The sequence below is a fragment of the Pseudomonas sp. FYR_5 genome (assembly GCF_043106315.1).
Taxonomy (GTDB): domain Bacteria; phylum Pseudomonadota; class Gammaproteobacteria; order Pseudomonadales; family Pseudomonadaceae; genus Aquipseudomonas; species Aquipseudomonas putida_Y.
The window spans coordinates 196,374-218,121 of the sequence record NZ_JBICMK010000097.1 but is presented as its reverse complement, the minus strand read 5'-3'; the positions used below and the strand labels follow the sequence as shown (position 1 = coordinate 218,121).

The 21,748-nt window shown below is 59.0% G+C and carries 22 protein-coding genes; 10 read left to right on the top strand and 12 right to left on the bottom strand.

The features are described from left to right. Nucleotides 1-299 precede the first annotated feature (299 nt). From ACF8RA_RS19495 to feaR, 3 genes are all read left to right on the top strand, one after another. Entirely contained in the window at nucleotides 300-1,796 is a 1,497-nt protein-coding gene (locus ACF8RA_RS19495; RefSeq protein WP_176684736.1) for an APC family permease, read from the top strand. A 49-nt stretch (nucleotides 1,797-1,845) separates the two neighbouring features. Then, nucleotides 1,846-2,361, top strand: coding sequence for a DUF3156 family protein (locus ACF8RA_RS19490; protein ID WP_370844351.1), 516 nt, complete (start codon nucleotides 1,846-1,848; stop codon nucleotides 2,359-2,361). Nucleotides 2,362-2,472: 111 nt separating this feature from the next. Continuing rightward, the gene (gene feaR / locus ACF8RA_RS19485) at nucleotides 2,473-3,426 is read left to right on the top strand and encodes a transcriptional regulator FeaR (RefSeq protein ID WP_176684734.1); all 954 of its coding nucleotides are present in this window, start codon (nucleotides 2,473-2,475) and stop codon (nucleotides 3,424-3,426) included. A gap of 66 nt (nucleotides 3,427-3,492) precedes the next feature. Here the strand turns inward: feaR and ACF8RA_RS19480 are convergent, their stop codons facing one another. Then, entirely contained in the window at nucleotides 3,493-3,858 is a 366-nt protein-coding gene (locus ACF8RA_RS19480) for a cupin domain-containing protein (RefSeq protein ID WP_392488286.1), read from the bottom strand. A gap of 29 nt (nucleotides 3,859-3,887) precedes the next feature. After that, a complete protein-coding gene (locus ACF8RA_RS19475) occupies nucleotides 3,888-5,186 on the bottom strand; it encodes an FAD-binding oxidoreductase (protein WP_176684732.1) in 1,299 nt (432 codons plus the stop codon). A 319-nt stretch (nucleotides 5,187-5,505) separates the two neighbouring features. Between ACF8RA_RS19475 and tyrS the strand changes: the two genes are divergently transcribed. Together tyrS and hpaR (ACF8RA_RS19465) are read left to right on the top strand one after the other, a co-directional pair. Further along, the gene (gene tyrS / locus ACF8RA_RS19470) at nucleotides 5,506-6,735 is read left to right on the top strand and encodes a tyrosine--tRNA ligase (protein WP_392488285.1); all 1,230 of its coding nucleotides are present in this window, start codon (nucleotides 5,506-5,508) and stop codon (nucleotides 6,733-6,735) included. A gap of 73 nt (nucleotides 6,736-6,808) precedes the next feature. Continuing rightward, nucleotides 6,809-7,231 carry a homoprotocatechuate degradation operon regulator HpaR gene (gene hpaR / locus ACF8RA_RS19465; RefSeq protein ID WP_176684730.1) on the top strand — a complete coding sequence of 141 codons (423 nt, stop codon included), beginning with the start codon at nucleotides 6,809-6,811 and terminating at the stop codon, nucleotides 7,229-7,231. A gap of 21 nt (nucleotides 7,232-7,252) precedes the next feature. Here hpaR (ACF8RA_RS19465) and ACF8RA_RS19460 read toward each other — a convergent pair whose 3' ends face one another. Continuing rightward, nucleotides 7,253-7,846, bottom strand: coding sequence for a TetR/AcrR family transcriptional regulator (locus ACF8RA_RS19460; protein WP_176684729.1), 594 nt, complete (start codon nucleotides 7,844-7,846; stop codon nucleotides 7,253-7,255). 252 nt (nucleotides 7,847-8,098) lie between these two features. Between ACF8RA_RS19460 and ACF8RA_RS19455 the strand changes: the two genes are divergently transcribed. Then, a complete protein-coding gene (locus ACF8RA_RS19455) occupies nucleotides 8,099-9,268 on the top strand; it encodes a p-hydroxyphenylacetate 3-hydroxylase oxygenase component (protein WP_176684728.1) in 1,170 nt (389 codons plus the stop codon). Nucleotides 9,269-9,346: 78 nt separating this feature from the next. Continuing rightward, on the top strand, nucleotides 9,347-10,288 hold the full coding sequence (locus tag ACF8RA_RS19450; protein ID WP_176684727.1) for a p-hydroxyphenylacetate 3-hydroxylase reductase component: 942 nt from the start codon (nucleotides 9,347-9,349) through the stop codon (nucleotides 10,286-10,288). Between the two features lie 64 nt (nucleotides 10,289-10,352). Here the strand turns inward: ACF8RA_RS19450 and hpaI are convergent, their stop codons facing one another. From hpaI to ACF8RA_RS19410, 8 genes are all read right to left on the bottom strand, one after another. After that, nucleotides 10,353-11,156, bottom strand: coding sequence for a 4-hydroxy-2-oxoheptanedioate aldolase (gene hpaI / locus ACF8RA_RS19445; RefSeq protein WP_176684726.1), 804 nt, complete (start codon nucleotides 11,154-11,156; stop codon nucleotides 10,353-10,355). A 9-nt stretch (nucleotides 11,157-11,165) separates the two neighbouring features. Next, on the bottom strand, nucleotides 11,166-11,969 hold the full coding sequence (hpaH, locus tag ACF8RA_RS19440; protein ID WP_176684725.1) for a 2-oxo-hept-4-ene-1,7-dioate hydratase: 804 nt from the start codon (nucleotides 11,967-11,969) through the stop codon (nucleotides 11,166-11,168). A gap of 17 nt (nucleotides 11,970-11,986) precedes the next feature. After that, nucleotides 11,987-13,294: an MFS transporter gene (locus ACF8RA_RS19435; RefSeq protein ID WP_176684724.1), complete on the bottom strand. Its 1,308-nt coding sequence runs from the start codon at nucleotides 13,292-13,294 to the stop codon at nucleotides 11,987-11,989. Between the two features lie 43 nt (nucleotides 13,295-13,337). Continuing rightward, the gene (locus tag ACF8RA_RS19430) at nucleotides 13,338-13,748 is read right to left on the bottom strand and encodes a 5-carboxymethyl-2-hydroxymuconate isomerase (protein WP_392519445.1); all 411 of its coding nucleotides are present in this window, start codon (nucleotides 13,746-13,748) and stop codon (nucleotides 13,338-13,340) included. A 57-nt stretch (nucleotides 13,749-13,805) separates the two neighbouring features. Next, complete coding sequence (gene hpaD / locus ACF8RA_RS19425) at nucleotides 13,806-14,729, bottom strand: 3,4-dihydroxyphenylacetate 2,3-dioxygenase (RefSeq protein ID WP_176684722.1); 924 nt, start codon at nucleotides 14,727-14,729, stop codon at nucleotides 13,806-13,808. Between the two features lie 91 nt (nucleotides 14,730-14,820). Further along, the gene (gene hpaE, locus ACF8RA_RS19420) at nucleotides 14,821-16,281 is read right to left on the bottom strand and encodes a 5-carboxymethyl-2-hydroxymuconate semialdehyde dehydrogenase (RefSeq protein ID WP_176684752.1); all 1,461 of its coding nucleotides are present in this window, start codon (nucleotides 16,279-16,281) and stop codon (nucleotides 14,821-14,823) included. A gap of 5 nt (nucleotides 16,282-16,286) precedes the next feature. Then, nucleotides 16,287-17,054: a fumarylacetoacetate hydrolase family protein gene (locus tag ACF8RA_RS19415; RefSeq protein ID WP_209965201.1), complete on the bottom strand. Its 768-nt coding sequence runs from the start codon at nucleotides 17,052-17,054 to the stop codon at nucleotides 16,287-16,289. Further along, entirely contained in the window at nucleotides 17,051-17,722 is a 672-nt protein-coding gene (locus ACF8RA_RS19410) for a fumarylacetoacetate hydrolase family protein (protein ID WP_176684720.1), read from the bottom strand. The genes ACF8RA_RS19415 and ACF8RA_RS19410 overlap by 4 nt, the downstream gene beginning before the upstream one ends. 168 nt (nucleotides 17,723-17,890) lie before the next feature. Here ACF8RA_RS19410 and hpaA point away from each other — a divergent pair, with 168 nt between their 5' ends. Together hpaA and hpaR (ACF8RA_RS19400) are read left to right on the top strand one after the other, a co-directional pair. Then, the gene (hpaA, locus tag ACF8RA_RS19405) at nucleotides 17,891-18,796 is read left to right on the top strand and encodes a 4-hydroxyphenylacetate catabolism regulatory protein HpaA (RefSeq protein WP_209969769.1); all 906 of its coding nucleotides are present in this window, start codon (nucleotides 17,891-17,893) and stop codon (nucleotides 18,794-18,796) included. 183 nt (nucleotides 18,797-18,979) lie between these two features. Next, on the top strand, nucleotides 18,980-19,402 hold the full coding sequence (gene hpaR, locus ACF8RA_RS19400) for a homoprotocatechuate degradation operon regulator HpaR (protein WP_176684719.1): 423 nt from the start codon (nucleotides 18,980-18,982) through the stop codon (nucleotides 19,400-19,402). Between the two features lie 18 nt (nucleotides 19,403-19,420). Here the strand turns inward: hpaR (ACF8RA_RS19400) and ACF8RA_RS19395 are convergent, their stop codons facing one another. Further along, nucleotides 19,421-20,443: an MsnO8 family LLM class oxidoreductase gene (locus ACF8RA_RS19395; RefSeq protein ID WP_392519444.1), complete on the bottom strand. Its 1,023-nt coding sequence runs from the start codon at nucleotides 20,441-20,443 to the stop codon at nucleotides 19,421-19,423. Between the two features lie 102 nt (nucleotides 20,444-20,545). Between ACF8RA_RS19395 and ACF8RA_RS19390 the strand changes: the two genes are divergently transcribed. Then, entirely contained in the window at nucleotides 20,546-21,748 is a 1,203-nt protein-coding gene (locus ACF8RA_RS19390; protein ID WP_392488282.1) for a Bcr/CflA family multidrug efflux MFS transporter, read from the top strand.

Genomic DNA, 21,748 nt, shown 5'->3' with positions numbered 1-21,748 from the left:
GGAGTCTCCGGGCGATTTTTTATTATTGCTGGCAGGCACTTCGAATGTGTTCATGTCGAGTGGCTTGGTTACCAGTATTTGACCAGGCAGCCGTGGGTGCCATCCTACAGATGCGGGATAAGCGGGTCTCTGGTGAACTGGCTATCTGGCAGGCTGTAACAAGAGTTCAGGCAGGCAAAGGCAAGACTGCGGGGCACGCAGGGCGCACAGTGCATGTACATGGAGGTAGGTCGGGCCTGCATGTGGAATGGTCCGCTTACCCTCTACCAGCCAACACTGAAGCCAGGGTCTTGATCAAGATGTCATTCAACAATAAGCTCACTGAGCACCTCAACCAAGGCACAGTCGGTTTCCCTACCGCACTCGCCAGCACCGTCGGGCTGATCATGGCCAGCCCCGTAATACTCACTGCGACCATGGGCTTCGGCATCGGTGGCGGCGCGTTTGCCATTGCCATGGTCATCGCCGCATTGATGATGTTGGCGCAGTCAACCACCTTCGCCGAGGCGGCCTCGATACTGCCGACCACCGGCTCGGTTTACGACTATATCAACTGCGGCATGGGCCGCTTCTTTGCCATTACCGGCACGCTTTCAGCCTACTTGATCGTGCATGTGTTCGCTGGCACTGCCGAGACCATCCTGTCTGGGGTGATGGCGTTGGTGAATTTCGAACACCTCAACACGCTCGCTGAGTCCGCAGGCGGTTCTTGGCTGTTGGGAGTCTGTTTTGTGCTGTCGTTTGCGGTACTGAACGCGTTCGGCGTCAGCGCTTTCAGTCGCGCTGAAGTGATCCTCACCTTCGGCATGTGGACGACCCTGATGGTGTTCGGTGTGCTGGGTCTGATCGCCGCCCCTGCGGTGGAGCTGGAGGGCCCGTTTGGCGCCTCTCTGGTAGGCTCTGATGTGATGACCATCCTTTCACTGATCGGCATGGCCATGTTCATGTTTGTCGGCTGCGAGTTCGTGACGCCGCTTGCGCCCGAACTGCGTCGCTCGGCCTGGGTATTGCCACGCGCCATGGCGTTGGGCCTGTTTGGTGTGGCCAGTTGCATGTTCATCTACGGCGCGGCAATGAAGCGCCAAGTGGAAAACGTCGTACTCGATGCCGCCACCGGCGTACACTTGCTGGACACGCCCATGGCCATTCCGCGCTTTGCCGAGCAGGTGATGGGTGACATCGGCCCAGTTTGGCTGGGTATCGGCTTTTTGTTCGCCGGTGCGGCAACCATCAACACGCTGATGGCCGGGGTGCCGCGCATTCTTTACGGGATGGCGGTAGACGGAGCGTTGCCTAAGGTCTTCACCTACCTGCATCCGCGCTTCAAGACGCCATTGCTGTGCATTCTGGTGGTTGCACTGATCCCGTGCCTACATGCCTGGTACTTGGGTGGCAATCCAGACAATATTCTGCACTTGGTGCTGGCTGCCGTATGTGCTTGGAGCACGGCCTACTTGCTGGTGACCTTGTCGGTGGTGATCCTGCGTATCCGTCGCCCAGATCTGCCGCGGGCCTACCGTTCGCCGCTGTTCCCGTTGCCGCAAATCATTTCAAGTGCGGGCATCATCATCGGCATGCTGTTTATCACACCGCCTGGAATGAACCCCGCGGACGTTTACGTGCCGTTTGCCATCATGCTTGGCGGCACGGCAGCCTACGCGCTGTTCTGGTCTCTGTGTGTGCAGAAGGTCAACCCGTTCAAGCCTGCCCGGGTTGAGGATGTACTGGAAAAAGAATTCGCCGCCGAACCAGGCCACGCTCCGGAGCGTCCGCAACATGATCAGACATTTGCGTGAAAGGCTGCTGGTGCCTCAGGCGCCTTCAGGTTATAGGCCCGGTGTCACCTTGGGGCATTTGCTGCGTAATCTTGGGCCGCTGGAAATACAGCGGACGGAAGCGGGTGTCGCGCAGGTGCGTCTGCGCCCTGGGGGGGGGCAGGTCGAGGTACGTGAGGACGTAGAGGCGCACCTGCTAATGCATGTGGTGACCTGCGAGTTTCGCTTGAGCGTGCCTGCCCTGCAACAGGGCGAAGTACGGTTGGAGCTGCGCCATACCGGGGCATTTCGGCGCACCGGCATAGCTTGCGTGTTCCGGGGCGGCGAGCAGGCTTTCTTTGCCCGAATACGCGATCATTTTGACAGAGATGCGGCCTTGTTGGCGGCGCTGATGCCGCTGGACTTCAAGCGGCTGACTCTGGAGTGCAGCAAGGGCCAATGGCAACTTGCCCTGGAGCATATGGGCGGAAGCGAGGTGGTCAACCGGATGCCGGCGTTTCGTCGCTACATTCAAGTAAGTCCGCAGCAGCGTTCTCATTTGCTCGCCAGCCTGTCTAGCTTCACTGAGATTCTGCAACGCATCTGAAGCGAACTGGCATATCCTTTGCTGAGTGTACTCGACTAACTGTGACAGTTGTGCGGACATTGTTAACATGTTATCAATGGCCGCATAACAACAATTCGCGTCGAGGCCACTATGCAGACTCAACAACCCGACCATCAGGGACTTGATCGCTGGACCGCTGCCATGCAGGGCATTTGCGGCCGTTTTGAAACGGAATTGGCTGGTAATCATTCACTCTTCATTGGAGATGTCTCAGCTCATACGCGTGCTGGCTTGCCAGTCGCATCTTTGCGCACGAATGCCGGCGTCATTCGGAGGCTGGGTGATAATGCGGCCCTGGATGATGACCAGCACTGTTTTCTTGTCCTGCAGCGGTCGGGCCGCTCTACGGTTGAGCAGGGCGGTTTGACCATTCACCTGTCGCCCGGTGATCTCATGCTCATGGATTCGGTGGGGCGCTGCGAAATCAAACCAGTTGGCCTGATTGAGCATGTTTCGTTGGCGCTGTCACGCGAGCAGGTGCGTAAACAGGTTCTCGGCAGAGGGAATCTGGTAGGAAAGATCTCATCCAGCAACGCGTGTGGGCGCATGCTTCATGTGTTGATGGATCAGATGTGCAAGGATGAGAATACCGGCGAAGACTGTACCCAGGGCGCTGCGTTAGAAGCAGCATTCACCGCTCTTTTAGAGCCGGGCCTTGAGTTTGGAGAAGGAAACCTTTGCAGCGTAGACGCGCTTAACGGCGGCAATATGCGTAGTTATGTGCAGAAGGTGATTGATAAATCGTTGTCACAGCCCGGATTGACGCCTGCTGCTTTGGCTAGCGGGCTTAACATTTCAGTGCGTCACCTCTATCGTTTGTTCGAAGAGGAAGGTGACAGCGTGTGCCGGTACATTCAACGTGCCCGGCTCAAGCGCAGTGCCGAAGATCTCGCCAATCCGTTCTTCATGAGTGAGTCGATTACGTCAATCGCCTACAAGTGGGGCTTCACTGACTCTGCTCATTTCAGCCGTTCGTTCAAAAAGCAGTATGACCAATCACCAAAGGACTACCGTGCCACAGCTATGGGGACCTCCTTGCGCTAACTCACCGCAAAAACTAAACGGCGCCAGCGCTTGTAGCGCTGGTGCCGTTTTTATTACCTGCTTCCGTTACGCCACGGCAAAGTAGTGCTTGACGAACGACTCGCTCAAAATCTCCCACAGCACTGGCGTGCCCTTGGTCACGAACCAGGCATCACCGGCTTTGTAGCGAGTGACCTTACCTGTGGACTCGTCAGTCAGTTGGATTTCGCCTGTGACGATTACCGCCTGCTCGTTAAACGGGTAGACCATGCGGAATTTGCCGCGCGTGGTGCCAAAGTAAGCGCTGCTGACGGGGTCGGTGGGCGCTCCGTGGGTCATTTTGCCAAAGGCTTTGACTTCGCCTTCCAGGATTTCCGAGCCCAGATCGGCAACGGTGCCCCAGGCATCGAGTTCGGACAGTTGTATGCCTTGCTTGGCAGCAGTGAGGGTCATGGCAGTTCTCCAGTGGGTGAAAGATACGGTCAGCGGCGGCCGTTGAAATAGCCCGAAAGCTGGTGCACGGTCTTGCCGGCGGTTAGCAGCAGTGGGCGAAAGTGGTCCTTGCCGAGGATCCGTGCATGCTTGACCGAACTGATCAGGTCGTAGCGCGATGAGCCTTCGTGCATGCCCTCGGCGAGAATCTTGCAAATGATGTGGCTGGGGGTGACCCCGAAGCCGGAATAACCCTGCACGTAAAATGCGTTGGGGCGATTGCTGAGGGTGCCGATCTGCGGGAACAGGTTGGCGCTTGTGGCCATTGGACCACCCCAGGCGAGGTCGATCCGCACATCCTTGAGGTAGGGGAAGATCTTCAGCATCAAAGCGCGGTTCCAGGCCTTGAGATCCAGCGGGATGTGCTCGATGAACGGCGTGGCGGCACCGAACAGCAGGCGGTTTTCGCGGGTGACGCGGTAGTAATCGATCACCGGGCGGATATCGCTGTAGGCGCCGCGGATCGGGCTGATACGCTGTATCAGTTCTTCCGACAGTGGCTCAGTCATCATCTGGAAGGCGTAGGTGTTGATGGTGCGCGCGTGCAGCTCCGGTTCCATTTTGTTGAGGAAGCTATCGCAGGCCCACAGCAGCTTGCTGGCTCGCACCGAGCCGCGGCCGGTGCGCACCTTGATGCGCTCGCCATAGGTCACTTCCAGCGCCGGGCTATGCTCAAAGATTCGCGCACCATGGCCTATCAAAGCTTGGGCTTCGCCCAACAGCAGATTGAGCGAATGAACATGGCCGCCGCCCATGTGCAGCAGGGCGCTAGTGTAGGCGTCGCTGCCGATGATCTGCTTGACCTCAGCGCCACCCAAAAAGCGGATCTCGTCATGGGTGTTGATCGACTTGAAGTCTTTCTCCCATGCTCGCAAGGTTTTTTCCTGGCGTTTGTTGAAGCCCATGTAGCCATAGCCATGGCAGAAGTCGGCATCAATGTTGTAGCGCGCTATGCGCTCCTTGATGATGCCGGCGCCCAGTTCGCTGATCTCGAAAATCTGCTTCAGCCCTTGGTCACCGACGCTGCTTCTGATCTTTTCCAGGTCATGGCCAATGCCGGCCATGATCTGCCCCCCGTTGCGCCCGGTACCGCCAAAACCCAGGTAGCGGGCTTCGAGCACCACAACATTGGTGACACCTTTTTCCGCCAGTTCCAGTGCTGTGTTGATACCCGAGAAGCCGCCACCGATGACCACGACATCGGCGTCGATGTCGCTTTCTAGGGTGGGGAAGCTAAGGTTGTATTTTTTGGTCGCGGTGTAGTAGGTCGGGGTCTCGATGTTGATCATGACGCAGCCTGCTGAATTGGAATTGTGATAGGGCCTTTGCCGAGGCGGTGCACGTGGTGCCATTGAGCACCTAACGATAGGTAGGCGTCTTGCCTTAGCCTGCCATGGAGTTTTATCTGCCTGCCACCTGGCAGTGTAAGGGGAGGCTTGACGTCTGCCGCAGACTCCTTGATCATGGATGTCATGAACATGTTAATAAATCTACCACGTTACCGTCGTTACGCCACCTCAACCTGAGGCGGTCGTGGCTGCGTGCACGTCATCCGCCCGAGGCGGCTGGACGTGTGTCTCGCTCCTCGGGCTTCACCCAGGAGTTGTCATGAGCGACCAACATTACGATCTGATAGGTCACCTGCAAGCCAGGGGCTTCATTCACCAAAGCACGGACCTCGAAGGATTGCGCACACATTTGCAGGAAGGACCGCGCACGTTCTACTTGGGCTTTGATGCCACAGCCGACAGCCTGCATGTCGGCCACCTGCAGGGTTTGATGCTAATGCGCTGGCTGCAGAAGGCCGGGCACCGTCCGATCCTGCTGATCGGTGGCGCGACAACGCGTATCGGTGACCCAAGCTTCCGGGACGAGAGCCGACCGATACTCGATGAGGCGCAGATTCAGGCCAATATCGCCGGCATCACGCGGACTTTCGGGCGCTACCTGCATTTGGGTGAGGGCGCGGGCTTCGTGGTCGACAACGCGCAGTGGCTCGATGGTATCGGCTATCTGCAATTCCTCGACCAGGTCGGGCGGTACTTCTCGATTAATCGTCTGTTGACGTTTGACTCGGTGCGGCAACGCTTGGATCGGGAACACTCGCTGTCATTTCTAGAGTTCGGTTATACCCTGCTGCAGGCCCATGACTTTACCGAGCTGGCTCGCCTGCACGACTGCACCCTGCAACTGGGCGGTGCCGACCAGTGGGCCAACATCATCAACGGCGTCGAGCTGGCCCGGCGCCGTGATCAACGTCAGTTGTTCGGTCTGACCATGCCATTGTTGACCAATAGCGATGGCAAAAAGATGGGCAAGTCGCTCAACGGCGCAATATGGCTTGACGAGCGTCGCTTGCCGAGTTTCGACTTCTGGCAGTTCTGGCGTAATTGCGACGATCGGGACGTACCGCGCTTTCTGGCCCTGTTTACTGAACTTTCGCTGGAGCGGATCGCCGAACTCACGCGCGAGGGTGGTGCGGCCTTGAACCAAGCCAAGGCCCTGCTGGCCGATGAGGTGACTGCATTGGCGCACGGCGCTGAGGCAGCGAATGCTGCGCGAGAGGCTGCCAGCGGCGTGTACGGGGAGGGTATTGGCAATGGATTGACCACCATTACCGTGGCTCGCAGCGCGCTGCAAATCCCGAGCCTGGCTGAGGTACTTGTGCAGGCCGGCCTGCAACCGTCGCGTGGTGCGGCAAGGCGTCTGGCGCAGGGCGGTGGCTTGCGCCTGGATGGTGAGGTGGTGCAATCAGTGGACGCCGATCTACCACCTGGCCAGCAACAATGGCGTGTCAGCTTGGGTAAGAAGCGCCATTACCACCTGCTTATCGAGTAATTGATTAATGTATTAATGAGCGCGTGCTGGCATACTCGCCGGCACGCTTTTTATCGACGAGCTCGAAGCACGCATGACCACGCCACGACCCTCACTTACGCTGACGCTACTGCAGGCTCGCGAAGCCACCATGGCGTTCTTCCGCCCTGCGCTGAACGCCCACGAGCTAACCGAACAGCAATGGCGAGTCATTCGTATCCTGCGTCAGCAGGGTGAGTTGGAAAGCCATCAGTTGGCAGAGCTTGCCTGTATTCTCAAACCGAGCATGAGCGGCGTGCTCAAGCGCCTTGAGCGCGACGGTATTGTCGCACGGCGCAAGTCTTCTGAAGACCAGCGGAGGGTGTTCATCAACCTCACGGTCAAGGGACAACAGGTGTTTTTGGCCATGAGCGAGGAAATGGGCCGCAACTATGACAAGATCCTGAGTCAGTTCGGCGAGGAAAAGCTTCAGCAACTGACCCGACTGCTCGAAGAGATGAAGAGGATCAAGCCTTAAGCCGCGTGACTGGCCCTCGCCTCAGTGGTTCAGCGACAATGAGTCGTCAAGGATTTTCAATAGCGATGCCGCACGTCGTGCATAGACGGCGGGGTCGGCGTACATCAGTTCCACATGCAGGCTGTCGATGATGCCCAGATAGGCATCGGCATAGACCTCCAGGCGAGTGCTTGCCAAGTCAGCCCAGCTGTAGCGCGCATGGAGCGCTTGGCAAAAACCTTCGCGTACGCCGTCCAGATATCGCTCGAACCCTGAGGTGACAGCCACCTTGATATCGACCGGAGGCAGAAACGCTGTGCGCAGGATGAAACGCAGGTTCTGCGACTCTCGGTAGCGCTCGGCGAGGTGAAGCACAAGCCAGTGCCCAGGCGCCACAGCGCCCGCCGCCTCCTCTCGAAAAGCGCTCTCGACGAAACGGGTTTCAACTTCCAGTGCCCGCTGAAATGCTTCTAGGAACAAGGCATCCTTGTTAGCGAAGTGCGCGTAGAGCGAGGCTTTACGCATGCCTGCCAGTTGAGCGATCTCATTCAACGAGGAGGCGTCGTAACCGAATGCCGCGAAGTGGCCGACAGCGGCGTCGCAAATACGTGCCGCAGAGGGGGAAAGCGCTTTCAACGAGGTCACTCCATCAATGGCGCGGGTAGGCCACGCGCGCTTCGAGGGGATTGTGGTGGCGACTGGAGCAGGGGTCAATCGCTTCGAAGCGAAGCAGGGGGCGATACCATGGAAAGTGCAATTTTCCCCTCGTAACGTGCATTTCTCGACAACTGCCACCGCCACATACTGAACGCGTCATTGAGACTATTCGGCTGCCCGCTGCCGCACAGAGGGTTGCACGCTGGTTATCCAATAATAAAGAGACCGTTCATGAAAAAGCCAAATCCTTTGCTGGAAGACCTCAAAGCCATCCTGCCGGCCATTGCTGCCAATGCCTTTAAGGCTGAGCATGACCGCAGTGTTCCAGCAGAGAACATCGCCTTGCTGAAGAGTATCGGCATGCATCGCGCTTTTCTGCCTAAGCAGTACGGTGGCTTGGAAATTTCCTTGCCGCAGTTCGCCCAGTGCATCGCTTTGCTGGCCGGCGCGTGCGCCAGCACCGCTTGGGCTATGAGCCTGCTGTGCACCCATAGCCACCAGATGGCGATGTTCCCGGCAAAGTTGCAGCAGGATGTATGGGGCAGCAACCCGGACGCCACGGCCAGCAGCAGCATCGCGCCTTTCGGCCGCACCGAAGAGGTGGAAGGTGGTGTGACTTTCAGTGGCGAAATGGGCTGGAGCTCCGGCTGCGATCACGCCGAGTGGGCGATATTGGGCTTCCGTCGCCCTAACGCCGAAGGTTCTCAGGATTACTGCTTCGCTGTATTGCCTCGCAGCGATTATGAAATCCGTGATGACTGGTATGCGGTGGGCATGCGTGGCAGTGGTAGCAAGACGCTTATCGTACGCGACGCTTTCGTGCCCGAGCACCGCATCCAGAAGGCCAAGGACATGATGGAAGGCAAGTCCGCCGGCTTCGGTATGTACCCAGACAGCAAGATTTTCTTCGCTCCATATCGCCCTTACTTCGCAAGCGGTTTCTCTACCGTCAGCCTGGGCATTGCTGAGCGCATGCTGGAAGTGTTCCGCGAAAAAACGCGCAACCGCGTGCGTGCCTACACCGGTGCGGCGGTCGGTGCAGCCACGCCAGCCCTGATGCGCCTGGCTGAGTCCACCCACCAAGTTGCTGCCGCACGGGCGTTGCTGGAAAAGAGCTGGGACGAGATCGCGGAGTACAGCGAACGTCATGAATACCCATCGCGCGCCACCTTGGCGTTTTGGCGCACCAACCAAGGCTACGCGGTGAAAATGTGCATCCAGGCGGTCGATCGCCTGATGGAAGCAGCCGGTGGCGGCGCTTGGTTCGAGACCAACGAACTGCAGCGACTGTTCCGTGATTCGCACATGACCGGTGCACATGCCTACACCGACTATGACGTCTGTGCGCAGATCCTTGGCCGCGAACTGATGGGGCTAGAGCCTGACCCGGCGATGGTTTGATCGCCAAGCGGCTGATCCCCCACAACAACCACAACAACAAACAGTGGCAGGCCCGTTCGGCTTGCCCGGGAGTCTTGCATGTCCAATTCAACCTCTGTGACCGATTTCGATACCCGTGCCTTCCGCCGTGCCTTGGGTAATTTTGCTACTGGCGTGACCGTGGTCACCGCAGCCGGGCCGAGTGGCCGCAAAGTTGGCGTCACAGCTAACAGCTTTAACTCGGTGTCACTGGACCCTGCACTAATTCTCTGGAGCATCGACAAACGTTCCACCAGCCACGAGGTTTTCGAGGAAGCTTCACATTTTGCTGTGAACATCCTCGCGGCTGATCAGATCGACCTGTCCAACAATTTCGCGCGTCCCAAGGAAGATCGTTTCGCCGGCATTGACTACGAGGAGGGGGCCGGTGGTGCGCCGCTGTTCGCCGACTGTTCGGCGCGCTTCCAGTGTGAAAAGTTTCAGCAACTGGACGGCGGCGATCACTGGATTCTGGTCGGTAAGGTTGTGGCCTTCGATGACTTCGGTCGCTCGCCGCTGTTGTATCACCAAGGTGCTTACTCGATGGTGCTTCCGCACACCCGCATGACCCAACGGGCCGAAGGGCAGGCGCCGAGCAGTCACTTCCAGGGTCGTCTGCAGCACAACCTGTACTACCTGATGACTCAGGCCTTGCGTGCCTACCAAGCCGACTATCAGCCACGCCAATTGTGCACCGGCCTGCGCACTAGCGAAGCGCGCATGTTGATGGTGCTGGAGAACGATGCTGGACTCAGCGTGAGCGACCTGCAGCGCGAAGTGGCGATGCCCGTGCGTGAGATCGAAGAGGCCGTAGCCAACCTCAAGCGCAAGGGGTTGATCGCTGACGACGACGGCCGTGTGCGGCTGTCTGAAAAAGGGGTGGATGAAACCGAAGCGTTGTGGGGCATTGCCCAGGAGCAGCAGGATAAGGTGTTCGGGCAATTCAGTGCAGAGCAGTTGGATACCTTCAAGACCGTCCTCAAAGCCATAATCCAGATGTGAGAATGGCCTTGAACGACAACGGCGCCTATCGGGCGCCGTTGTCGTTTTCAGTGGTAGCGAAGACTTAGTAGACACCGTCGCCGGTACTGTTCACCGCAGGTATATCCTTGAACTTGCCCGCCAAGTCCCGCAGTCCGCGCATGAGCACGGTGGTATCGACGCCGACTGCGACAAAGGCTGCACCCAGTTCGATATAACGACGAGCCAACTTCTCGTCGGCGCTGAGAATGCCTGCCGCTTTGCCGGCCTTACCGATGCGCACAATGGCATCTTCGATCGCTGCCTGCACTTCAGGGTGCCCTGGATTACCACGGTGGCCCAGGGCAGCACTGAGGTCAGCAGGGCCGATGAACACGCCATCGACCCCGTCCACTGCGACGATTTCGTCCAAGTTGGCTAGGCCTTCCTTGTTCTCTATTTGCACCAGCAGACACATCTGCGCGTCCGCGTGGTCCAAGTAGCCGGCGATGCTGTTCCAGCGCGACGCCCGCGCCAATGCACTGCCCACGCCACGTACGCCGGTCGGCGGGTAGTGCACGGCTTTGACCAGTTGCCGCGCCTGCTCGGCGCTTTCGACCATCGGTACCAGAAGGGTTTGAGCACCTATATCCAGCACTTGCTTGATCAATGCGGTATCGCCGACCACTGGACGTATCACGGCCTGGCTAGGGTAGGGCGCCACTGCCTGTAACTGCGCGAGCATGCCGCGCAGGTCGTTGGGTGCATGTTCACCATCGATGAGCAGCCAGTCGAAGCCGGCATTGGCGGCCAGTTCGGCGCAATAGGCATCGGCCAGGCCGAGCCATAGGCCGATCTGAACCTGGCCGCTGCGCAGGCGTTTTTTGAAATGGTTGATAGGCATGTCCATGGTCAGTCCTCAGATGAAGCGGCAGGCGATTGAGCCAAGCATGTCGTAGTCGACGTGGAAGGTGTCTCCAGGACGAGCGGCTACAGGGCGAGTGAACGAACCACCGAGAATGATCTGGCCAGGCTGCAGGGTGACGTCGTACGGCGCCAGTTTGTTGGCCAGCCAGGCGACACCTTTGGCTGGGTGGTTGAGCACCGCGGCACTCACACCGGACTCCTCGATCACGCCATTGCGGTACAGCACTGCCGGCACCTTGCGCAGGTCTATGTCTGTGGGGCGCACTGCCCGCCCCCCCATGACCACACCAGCATTGGCGGCGTTGTCGGAGATGGTGTCGAACACCTTGCGGGTGACTTGGGTCTGCGGGTCGACTTGTTGGATACGGGCGTCGATGATCTCCAGTGCCGGGATCACCCACTCAGTGGCTTCCATTACATCGAAAACGGTGACGTTGGGGCCCTTGAGTGGTTTGCCCAAGATGAACGCCAGCTCTACCTCTACCCGTGGCACGATGAAACGATCAAAGGGGATGTCGCTTCCTTCGTCGAACAACATGTCGTCGAGCAGGGCGCCATAGTCGGGTTCGGTGATGTTCGAAGATACCTGCATGGCGCGTGAGGTCAGGCCGATCTTGTGTCCTACCAGCTTGCGGCCAGCGGCGATCTTCTTGGCTACCCAGGCGCGTTGGATGGCGTAAGCGTCTTCGATGGTAATCGCTGGCTGCTCAATGGAGAACTGGCGGATCTGCTCGCGCGAGCGCTCTGCTTGGTCGAGGCGTTCGGCGGCCTGCTGGATGAAAGCGTTATCAAGCATGGTGACAATCTCTGTGTTCAAGGGTTGACGATGGCGGCCCGGGTGCGCAGCACCAGCAGGCCACCTAGGGTGATGAAGCAGGCGAGCGCGTAGAGCGCGAGACTTGCACTTTGCGTGGTGTCGCGCACCCATCCGATGAAATAGGGCGCCGCGAACGAGGCGATGCTGCCCAGTGAACTGATCAGGGCAATACCGGCAGCCTGGGTGCGAGCATTGAGGAACGCTGGTGGTAACTGCCAGAACATCGGCAAGGCCGCGCTGGCTCCCATGCCCGCCAACACCAACCCGCCCAATACTGGCCAAGGTTGCTGCGGGGCCAGGCCGGTGATGCCGATACCGGCTGCGGCCATCAGAAGCGGCACGCACAGATGCCAGCGGCGCTCGCGCTGGCGGTCGCTGGAGCGGCCGCACGCGAGCATGAACACGCAGCCAGCCAGGTAAGGTAGGGCGCTGAGCATACCGACGCTCGCGTCGCTGCCGATGCCAGCACCATGAATAAGGCTGGGCATCCAGAAGGCCAACGTGTTGACTGCCAGCATCACAGCGCAGTACACAGCCACCAGCAGCCAGATCGCCGGGCTGGAAAAGACGCCGCCCAAGGATGTCACGGTTTTGCGCTGCTCTTCGCTGCCGAACTGGGCGCGCAATGCAGCCTTCTGCCGGTCGTCGAGCCAGTGCACCAGCTCGAAGCGTTCAGGCAGTGCAGCCAGCACCAACAAGCCCAGTAGGATCACTGGCGCGCCTTCGAGTAGGAACATCCACTGCCAGCCACGCAGACCAGCTGCGTCGTGCATGAATGACAGGATCGCCCCTGACAACGGCCCGCCAACCACCCCGGCAAGCGGCACGGCGATGGCGAACAATGCGGTGACCTGGGCTCGGCGTCCGGCGGGGTACCAACGATTGAGGTAGACCAGGATGCCCGGAAAGAAACCAGCCTCTGCGGCACCCAGAGCAAAGCGCAGCAGGTAGAAAGCGCTGCTGCTCTCGATCAGCAGCATACTGGCCGACAGCGCCCCCCATACCACCATCAGCGTGGCGATCCAGCGGCGTGGGCCGATGCGCTCGAGCATCAGATTGCTAGGCACGCCGAATAATGCATAGGCAATGAAAAACAGTCCGGCGCCCAGCCCGTAGACCGTGTCGGACAGCTGCAGGTCTTGGCTCATCTGCATCTTGGCAAAGCCGATGTTGATGCGGTCGAGGTGGGCGAACAGGTAGCAGATCAGCAGCAACGGCATCAGCCGCCAGGTGACCGCGCGGTGGGTCGCGTCGGCCAGTTCGGCCTGAGTGTGGGCCGGAGAGGCATGTTCGAGTGTGCTCATTTTTTTGTACTTGTTGTGTGATGAAGCAACGGGCGGCCTGAAATCAGGCCGGGCGATTGAACAGCGGGTGCAAGGTGCTGTGTTTGGCGTCATAGACTTGCTGAGCGCTTTCGTCGATCTGCAGGGTGATGCCAATCGGCCGCTGCAGCAGCAGTGCATCCAGACGCTGCTTTAGAACCTGCAGCAGGCTATCGCCGACCGTTTTATGTACGGCGTGGCTTCGGCCACTGCCCATGCGCAGGTTGGCGTACATGAACCCGTAGTCGCCGTTACCGTCTGCCACTGCGCAATGGGCGGCAGGGTAGGCAAGTACGCGGGTTCCACCGGTTGGGAAGACCGACTTGCCGGTTTCGTCGTGCTGTTCGAGCATGCAGTCGGCGAGGGCGCGGCACAGGCCGGGGATATCGGCATCGGCTTCCAGGTCGGGGGTGTAGAGCAGAACCAGGTGTGGCATGAGGTGCTTCCTTGTGGCGAGGGCACCAGGCCGCCAAGCGGTGGCCTGGCAAATGGGTCAGAGTCGGCTGGTGGAAACCACACCCGCCGGATTTGCTGCTTGCGCAGGCGGTATCGCCGAGCCGTCCTGAGGCGTGATCGGGAAGATAGCGTTGATCTGCCCGGTACCCGATGAACCGAAGTACGGGGTCACCACCTCAGCCCTACCGTCGTACTTCGACCAGCCGAGTACACCCAGCAGCATCGCCGTATCGTGCATGAACCCTTCACCGTGGCCTTTGGCCGCGTACTCAGGAAGCATCCCGCAGAACGCTTCCCATTCTGCGTTCTCCCACATTTTCACCACACGGTGATCCAGAGTTTCGAGGAACGGGCTCCAGACTTTGGTGGCAAAGTCTGGCGCCTGGCCGTTCTGGGCGAAGCGGTGGGAAAGCGAGCCACTGGCAAAGAACGCCACGGTGCCGTCGTAGTGGTCTTCCACTGCCTTGCGCATGGCCCAGCCGAGACGGGCGCTGTCGGCCAGGTAGTGCGATGTGCACAGCGCCGAGACCGAAATCACTTTGAAGTGCTGGTCCTGGTTCATGTAGCGCATCGGGACAAGGGTGCCATATTCAGGCCCCAAAGTAGTGGCGTGGTGGGCCATGGTCTCGATGCCGAAGCGATTGCAGGCTTCGCTCAAGATCAGGCCCAGGTCCTTGTTGCCAGGGAACTCATAGGCCATGTTGCTGATGAAGTGAGGCAGTTCGTTGGAGGTGTATACCCCCTGGAAGTGCTCGCCACACAGAATGTGGTAGTTGGCATTGACTAGCCAGTGGGTGTCGAACACGACGATGGTGTCCACACCCAGCTCACGGCAGCGGCGGCTGATCTCGTAATGCCCGTCGATCGCGGCCTGGCGAAATCCCTGGCGAGGGCCAGGGATTTCCGACAGGTACATGCTGGGCACGTGAGTGATCTTTGCCGCTAGGGCCACTTTACCCATGATCAGACTCCTTATTGTTGGAGATCCCGCGGCGCTGAGCGGATCAGGTTGTCGTCAGAACATTGGCCCGCCCGGCGCGTTGGGTTAAAAGTCACACGCCCCAGCGCGGGATGTGGTGGCTACCCATGGAAATGCAGACGTTTTTGATTTCGGCGAACACTTCGAAGCTGTACTGTCCACCTTCGCGGCCGGTGCCCGAGCCCTTCACACCACCGAACGGCTGACGGAGATCGCGCACGTTCTGGCTGTTGATGAACACCATGCCGGCTTCAATGCTGCGGGCCAGGCGATGAGCCTTGCCAATGTCCTGGGTCCAGATGTAGGAGGCCAGGCCGTACTCGGTGTCGTTGGCCAGTTGCAACGCTTCGGCTTCGTCTTTAAATGGGATAAGGCAGACTACTGGGCCAAAGATTTCTTCTTGGGCAATGCGCATTTTGTTGTTCACGTCAGCGAACACAGTAGGCTGAATGAACTGCCCCTTGGAAAGGTGTGCCGGCAGGTTTGCCGGGCGCTCTAGGCCGCCCGCGACCAGGCGCGCGCCTTCCTCCATGCCGATCTTGATGTAGCCAGTCACCTTGTCGTAGTGCGCCTGAGTGATCATCGAGCCGACTTGGGTCTTCGGATCGGTTGGGTCACCAACAATCAGGCGCTTGGCGCGGGCTGCGAACTCAGCGACGAACTGCGGGTACACGCTTTCCTGGATAAAGATGCGGCTGCCGGCAGTGCAGCGCTCACCATTGAGCGAGAAAATGGTGAACAGAGCGGCGTCCAGGGCGCGGTCCAGATCGGCGTCTTCGAAGATCACCACTGGCGACTTGCCGCCCAGTTCCATCGAGTATTTTTTCAGGCCCGCGGTCTGCATGATCTTGCGCCCGGTAGCGGTGCCACCGGTGAAGGAGATCGCGCGAACGTCCGGGTGACGCACCAGGGCGTCGCCAGCCGTGGCGCCGTAGCCCTGGATCACGTTGAGCACGCCATTCGGGATGCCGGCCTCGACCGCGAGGCGGCCCAGTTCGTTGGCAGTCAGCGGCGACAGTTCGCTCATCTTCAGTACCGCAGTGTTGCCCAGAGCCAGGCACGGCGCGGTCTTCCAGGTGGCGGTCATGAACGGCACGTTCCACGGCGACACCAGACCGCACACGCCGACCGGCTGGTACAGGGTGTAGTTGAGCATCTGGTCGTCCACCGGGTAGGTGTGGCCGTCCATGCGAGTGCAGACTTCGGCGAAGAAGTCGAAGTTATGCGAGGCACGCGGGATCAGTACGTTCTTGGTCTGGTGGATCGGCAGGCCGGTGTCGAGGGTCTCCAATTCCGCCAGCTTCGGAACGTTCTGGTCGATCAACTCACCGAGCTTGCGCATCAGGCGGGCACGTTCCTTGGCGGGGGTGTTGGCCCACTTGGGGAACGCTTCCTTTGCCGCGGCCACAGCTTGAGCCACTTCCTCGGCGCCGCCGCTGGCGACTTCGCAGATGGCTTCGCCCGTGGCAGGGTTGTAGTTGACGAAGGTGTCTTTGCTCTCGACCTCACGGCCGTTGATCCAATGTTTGATCATGCTGCTCATGCCTTGTTGTTCTTGAAGAAGTCAGCTTCGCTGACGATGCGGTTGACCAGGCGTCCGACGCCTTCCACTTCCACCACCACTTCGTCGCCCGGTACCACGTCGGCCAAGCCCTCTGGCGTGCCAGTGGCGATCATGTCGCCTGGTTGCAGGGTCATGAAGCTGGAGAAGTATTCGATCAGGTATGGAATGTCGAAGATCATGTCCGCCGTGGTGCCTTCCTGCTTCAGCTCACCGTTGATCCAGGTGCGTAGTTTCAGGTTGCTCACATCTGGCACTTCGGCTGCGTCGACGACCCACGGGCCAACGGGCGTGGTGGCGTCGCGGTTCTTCACCCGCAGGTTGGGGCGATAGTAATTTTCCAGGTAGTCGCGGATGGCGTAGTCGTTGCACACGGTGTACCCGGCCACGTACTCCAAGGCGTTCTCGCGCTTGACGTTCTTCGCCGGCTTGCCTATGACAGCAACCAGCTCACACTCGTAGTGCATGTACTCGACGTTGTCCGGGCGCCAGGTGACCTGGTTGTGTCCGGTGTAGGTGCCGGGGGACTTGATAAACGCCAGCGGCTCGGTGGGCGGAGCGAAGGCGAGCTCCTTGGCGTGGTCGGCATAGTTCAAGCCGAGGGCGAACATGCTTCCGTTTGCCGGTGGCAGCCACTCGAACTGGCTTTCATCGAGCATTCGACCGTCGGCCAGGCGAACGGTGGTGTCGGCTTCGACGGTAACAGCATGGACGCTGCCTTCATAACGGATACGCGCGTGTTTCATGCTGGCTCCCCCGGCTCTGCAACGATGGTGTTGGCCAGACGGCCAAGGCCGGTGATCTCGACTTCGACGAGGTCACCGGGATGGACGTCGACACGGCCCTCCGGGGTGCCGGTAATCAGTACATCCCCAGCGTGCAGGGTCATGAACTCGCTCAATTCTGCAATCAACTGCGGAATGCTGCGCACCAGGTTGGCGGTAGTGTTTTCCTGCATCACGACGCCGTTCACATAGAGCTTGAGGGTCAGCTGGTGCGGGTCGGTGACTGCGGAAACCGGGATCAGGTCGGGACCAATGGCGCAGAAGCCATCGCGGCACTTGGCCTTGACCGCCGGACGGTAGTAGCTGTCTTCCGGCAGGCTGTACTCGTTGACGATGGTGAAGCCGGCCACATGGGTCATCGCATCGGCGGCACTCACCCGGGTGGCGTCTTTGCCGATCACCACGCCCAGGGCTGGACCTGGTTGCAAGCGTTCACCGGCTGGGTGGATCACATTGCGACCGTGGGCATTGCGGGTGTTCGGCGTCTTGATGAAGAGCACCGGCTTGACTGGCGCCTGCTTGTACGGCGGCTTTTCGAACTCGGCCAGACGCTGCTCTAGCAGACCGTTGTAGTTCAGCGCAACGCCGAACACGGTGCCGTTCGCAACGTCATGCAACGCATGGCTCATGCTTTTCTCCTGGCAGTGGTGGAGCAGGCTGCTGCTCCGAATATCGTTAATGTGTTAATGTTATAGTTAATATGTTAACTATGGTCAAGGCTTCCCTTGTAGCTCCCGCTTGGCGGGTGCACCATGAGCCTTGGCAACTCTGGTCAAGTCATTGGCGGACAACCAGCAATGAGCAATCGGCATCCCATTCCGAACATCAACATCGGTCAGGTTTACGACCAGCGCTACAGCGAGAGCGAGGTGCATCACGACCGGCTTGGCAACCTCGCCGGATTTTTTGGACGCAACATGCCGGTGCACCGCCACGATCGCTTCTTTCAAGTGCACTACGTAAAGTCTGGCACTGTGCGGGTGTATCTGGACGACCAGCAGTTCATCGAATCGGGGCCGATGTTCTTCCTTACGCCTCCGACCGTGACTCACTCTTTCGTCACCGATCCGGACAGCGACGGGCATGTACTCACGGTACGCCAGCAGTTGGTTTGGCAATTGATCGAGGCAGATGCCAGCCTGTTGCCGGCGGGAATGCAGGTGCGGCCTGCTTGCGTGGCGCTGACCAAGGTGCCGGCGGCGGATCATGCCGAGGCGCGGCGCCTGGAAATATGGCTGGAGGCGCTCAGCGATGAGTTCGCCGGCTCTAGTCCGGGACGCGATGCGGCGTTGCAATCGCTCACGCGGCTGATCATGATCAGCTTGTTGCGGCTTTGTCCCAACTCGCGCGAGGCAACTCCGGCCCGTCATGAAGACTTGAAGATATTTCACCGCTTCAACGCTTTGATCGAGGCGCACTACCTTGAGCACTGGCCACTGGCGAGCTATGCAGCACAGATCGGGGTCACTGAAGCGCGGCTCAACGACATTTGCAGGCGAGTCGCCGATCTGCCATCCAAACGCCTGGTGCTGGAGCGGCTGATGCAGGAGGCCAGGCGCTTGCTGCTTTTCTCCGGCAGTTCGGTGAATGAAATTTGCTACCAGCTCGGCTTCAAGGATCCGGCCTATTTCAGCCGTTTCTTCAATCGGTATGCGGGCCTTACACCAGGCGAGTATCGGCAGCGGCAGGCGGAGTTGCAGTGAGGTAGCCACGTGACGATACCTGCAAGAATTGTCGTTGTTTGATAGCGATGCTCGCAGCTTGCAGGGCGGTCTTAAATGGGTTTTCCGTGGAACAGATTGCACTTTTCATAGAGTGCAGCAGTTGTCGCATTCGTCAGATTCTCCTAATCTTATCGATTGAATCAAAAGGCACAGGCTTTACTCATGACCGAGATTCGCCCTTCACTAACGCTGAGCTTGCTGCAGGCCCGTGAAGCCGCAATGGCATTTTTCCGGCCGTTGCTCAATGAGCACGATCTGACAGAACAGCAATGGCGGGTTATTCGCATCTTGCACCAACAGGGTGAGCTGGAAAGTCACCAGCTAGCACACTTGGCCTGTATCCTAAAGCCGAGCATGACCGGGGTTCTCAGCCGCTTGGAGCGGGACGGACTGGTGTGCAGACGTAAGGGCACCGAGGATCTACGTCGAGTATTCGTGACGCTGACTCACTCGGGCCGCGCGAGTTTCGAAGCCATGCGTGAAGGAATGGAAGCCAACTACCGCAGAATTCAGGCGCAATTCGGTGAAGATAAGCTCAAACAACTACTGCAACTGCTTAACGAGCTAAAACGCATTGAGCCTTGAGCTCACGCTCTGGGCTCATCAGTCAAAAGCGCAGGGCTGGTCTCCCGCCAGCAATTGATAACTGCGTAGGCGGTCTTCGAAGCGGTGGGTAACGGTGACGATGCCAATTTCATCGCATTGGAAATCTCGCGCGAATTCGCTAATCCTGCGCCGGCAGGTCTGCGCTGAGCCCACTACCATACCAGCCAAGGTTTCATCGTACTTGGCACGTTCAACTGGGCTCATCTGCCTGTAGCGTCGCTGCACCTCGGCTGGGCTGAGGAGAACCTCGCGTGGAGCCTTGCCAGCGCTAAGCTTTCGGTACACCGCAGTGCCGGCGATGTAGCGCGCTTCTTCATCCGTATTCGCGCAGATAGCCGCGACTGCTAGAAGACGGGGAGGAGGGCTGGCAAGTCCAGCACGTTGCCATGCCCATCTGTGATCGTCAAAAATTCGCGGAGTGCAGGCATTTGGGGTGATGAACTGCGCCAACGCCAAGCCCATCCCCAGTTGACCGGCCAGTTGGGAACTTCCCCCGCCAGAGCCCAGCATCCAAAGTGAAGGCATCGACTTGACCGGCAAATCGAAGGTGAGGACGTCATAGCCGTGCCCAATGGGGAAGCCGCCTCGCAGAAATGCACACAGCATGGCAGCCTGAGCAGGAAACTGATCGACATCCGGCACGCGCCCTGGCATGGCCAGCGCGTGGCTGCTCATGGTGCCGCCGCCAGGTGCGCGTCCGATGCCAAGATCCACCCGACCAGGAAAAAGTCCGCCAAGCAATGCAAAGGTCTCCGCCACTTTGTAGGGGCTGTAATGGCTCAGCATTACACCGCCGCTCCCAACGCGCATGCTGCGAGTAGCGCTGGCGATACGGGTGAGGAGGATCTCCGGCGCCGTGCCACTGAACTGGATACTGTTGTGGTGCTCTGCCAGCCAGTAGCGGTGGTACCCGAGCTGCTCGCATTCGATGGCCAGTTCCAGCGACAGCCCAGGTGCAGTGACAAGGGTCTGGTGCTGATGAACCGGTGATTGGTCTATTACAGTCAGGAGCAGGGTCACGGGCATTGCTCATCATGAGGTCATTAAATTGTTAACTATTCTGCCGTTTTGAAGGCAGAATGTTAAGAAGTTATCGAATTCATCTCACCTGACGGAGCACAGATGTTGAGTAACCCTGGTCGCCTGATCGTCCTGCTCGCAGCCCTTGTGGCGTTCGCCCCCCTATCAATCGACACGTACCTGCCGAGTCTGCCGACCATTGCGGCTGATCTGGGAGCAAGCGCCAGTAGCGTCCAGCTCACCATCGGCGCGTTTCTCGCCGGCTTGTGCATCGGAATGCTGTTTCATGGACCCTGTTCGGATCGCTTCGGACGGCGGCCGGTCCTAATTTGGGGGATGGCACTGTATCTGGGGGCAACAGTTGGTTGTATGTTCGCCGAAAATATCGAAGCACTGGTCGGATGGCGCTTTTTGCAGGCACTGGGTGGAGCTGCTGCGTCGGTGCTGGCCCGAACGATAGTGCGTGATGTTTTTTCGATCGGTCAGGCAGCACGTACGTTATCGCTCATGCACCTAGTAACAATGTTAGCGACACTCGTCGCACCCTTGGTAGGTGGGGTATTGATGCAGTTGCACAGCTGGCGGAGCATCTTTGCCGCGTTATTCGCTTTTGCCGCCGTATGCCTGCTTGCCAGCTTTCGCTATATAACCGAGACTCATCCTGCCGAGCGACGAGCTGGAACGCTCGGTATCGCCCTGGCAGGTTATTGGCAGATCGCGCGGAGTTCCCAGGCGCTCGCATACATCCTGTGCATGGGCTTGTCGTTTGGCGGTATGTTCGCCTTCATCACTGCGTCGCCGTATGTGTATATTGAGTACTTTGAAGTCTCCCCTCAAGATTACGGCTGGCTCTTCGGGCTTAACATTTTCGGAGTGATCATAGTGACGCTCATTAACGCGCGTCTGGTGACTCGTTTCGGCCCGCAGGCAATGCTTGGCGTTGGTGCAACGATCGTCAGCGTCGCTTCTATCGGGCTGGGGGTGATGTCAAGTACCGAGGCGCCTGGTTTGGCCGGAATCGTGCTGCTGGTCGTGCTGTTTGTCAGTGTCACTGGCTTGATGGGCGCCAACTGTGTGGCAAGTTTGCTGAAGCTATTCCCAGCCAACGCTGGTGCCGCAGCTGGGCTTGCGGTAGCTAGCCAATTTGCACTCGGTGCGGCATTTAGCGCATTGGTAGGGAGTTTGGCCGACGGCTCGCCCCGCCCCATGTGCTTGGTAATTGCAGCGGCAGGGGCGGGTTCGGTTTTCTGCTATCTGTGGCTCAGAGCGCGCTCAATGACAGGTGAGCAAAGCCGAACGGCATAA

Excerpts from the sequence above, each read along its gene's own strand:
- ACF8RA_RS19495 (WP_176684736.1), top strand. The coding sequence starts at position 300 with ATGTCATTCAACAATAAGCTCACTGAGCACCTCAACCAAGGCACAGTC.
- feaR (WP_176684734.1), top strand. The coding sequence starts at position 2,473 with ATGCAGACTCAACAACCCGACCATCAGGGACTTGATCGCTGGACCGCT.
- ACF8RA_RS19480 (WP_392488286.1), bottom strand. The coding sequence starts at position 3,858 with ATGACCCTCACTGCTGCCAAGCAAGGCATACAACTGTCCGAACTCGAT.
- ACF8RA_RS19475 (WP_176684732.1), bottom strand. The coding sequence starts at position 5,186 with ATGATCAACATCGAGACCCCGACCTACTACACCGCGACCAAAAAATAC.
- tyrS (WP_392488285.1), top strand. The coding sequence starts at position 5,506 with ATGAGCGACCAACATTACGATCTGATAGGTCACCTGCAAGCCAGGGGC.
- hpaR (WP_176684730.1), top strand. The coding sequence starts at position 6,809 with ATGACCACGCCACGACCCTCACTTACGCTGACGCTACTGCAGGCTCGC.
- ACF8RA_RS19455 (WP_176684728.1), top strand. The coding sequence starts at position 8,099 with ATGAAAAAGCCAAATCCTTTGCTGGAAGACCTCAAAGCCATCCTGCCG.
- ACF8RA_RS19450 (WP_176684727.1), top strand. The coding sequence starts at position 9,347 with ATGTCCAATTCAACCTCTGTGACCGATTTCGATACCCGTGCCTTCCGC.
- hpaI (WP_176684726.1), bottom strand. The coding sequence starts at position 11,156 with ATGGACATGCCTATCAACCATTTCAAAAAACGCCTGCGCAGCGGCCAG.
- hpaH (WP_176684725.1), bottom strand. The coding sequence starts at position 11,969 with ATGCTTGATAACGCTTTCATCCAGCAGGCCGCCGAACGCCTCGACCAA.
- ACF8RA_RS19435 (WP_176684724.1), bottom strand. The coding sequence starts at position 13,294 with ATGAGCACACTCGAACATGCCTCTCCGGCCCACACTCAGGCCGAACTG.
- ACF8RA_RS19430 (WP_392519445.1), bottom strand. The coding sequence starts at position 13,748 with ATGCCACACCTGGTTCTGCTCTACACCCCCGACCTGGAAGCCGATGCC.
- hpaD (WP_176684722.1), bottom strand. The coding sequence starts at position 14,729 with ATGGGTAAAGTGGCCCTAGCGGCAAAGATCACTCACGTGCCCAGCATG.
- hpaE (WP_176684752.1), bottom strand. The coding sequence starts at position 16,281 with ATGATCAAACATTGGATCAACGGCCGTGAGGTCGAGAGCAAAGACACC.
- ACF8RA_RS19415 (WP_209965201.1), bottom strand. The coding sequence starts at position 17,054 with ATGAAACACGCGCGTATCCGTTATGAAGGCAGCGTCCATGCTGTTACC.
- ACF8RA_RS19410 (WP_176684720.1), bottom strand. The coding sequence starts at position 17,722 with ATGAGCCATGCGTTGCATGACGTTGCGAACGGCACCGTGTTCGGCGTT.
- hpaA (WP_209969769.1), top strand. The coding sequence starts at position 17,891 with ATGAGCAATCGGCATCCCATTCCGAACATCAACATCGGTCAGGTTTAC.
- hpaR (WP_176684719.1), top strand. The coding sequence starts at position 18,980 with ATGACCGAGATTCGCCCTTCACTAACGCTGAGCTTGCTGCAGGCCCGT.
- ACF8RA_RS19390 (WP_392488282.1), top strand. The coding sequence starts at position 20,546 with ATGTTGAGTAACCCTGGTCGCCTGATCGTCCTGCTCGCAGCCCTTGTG.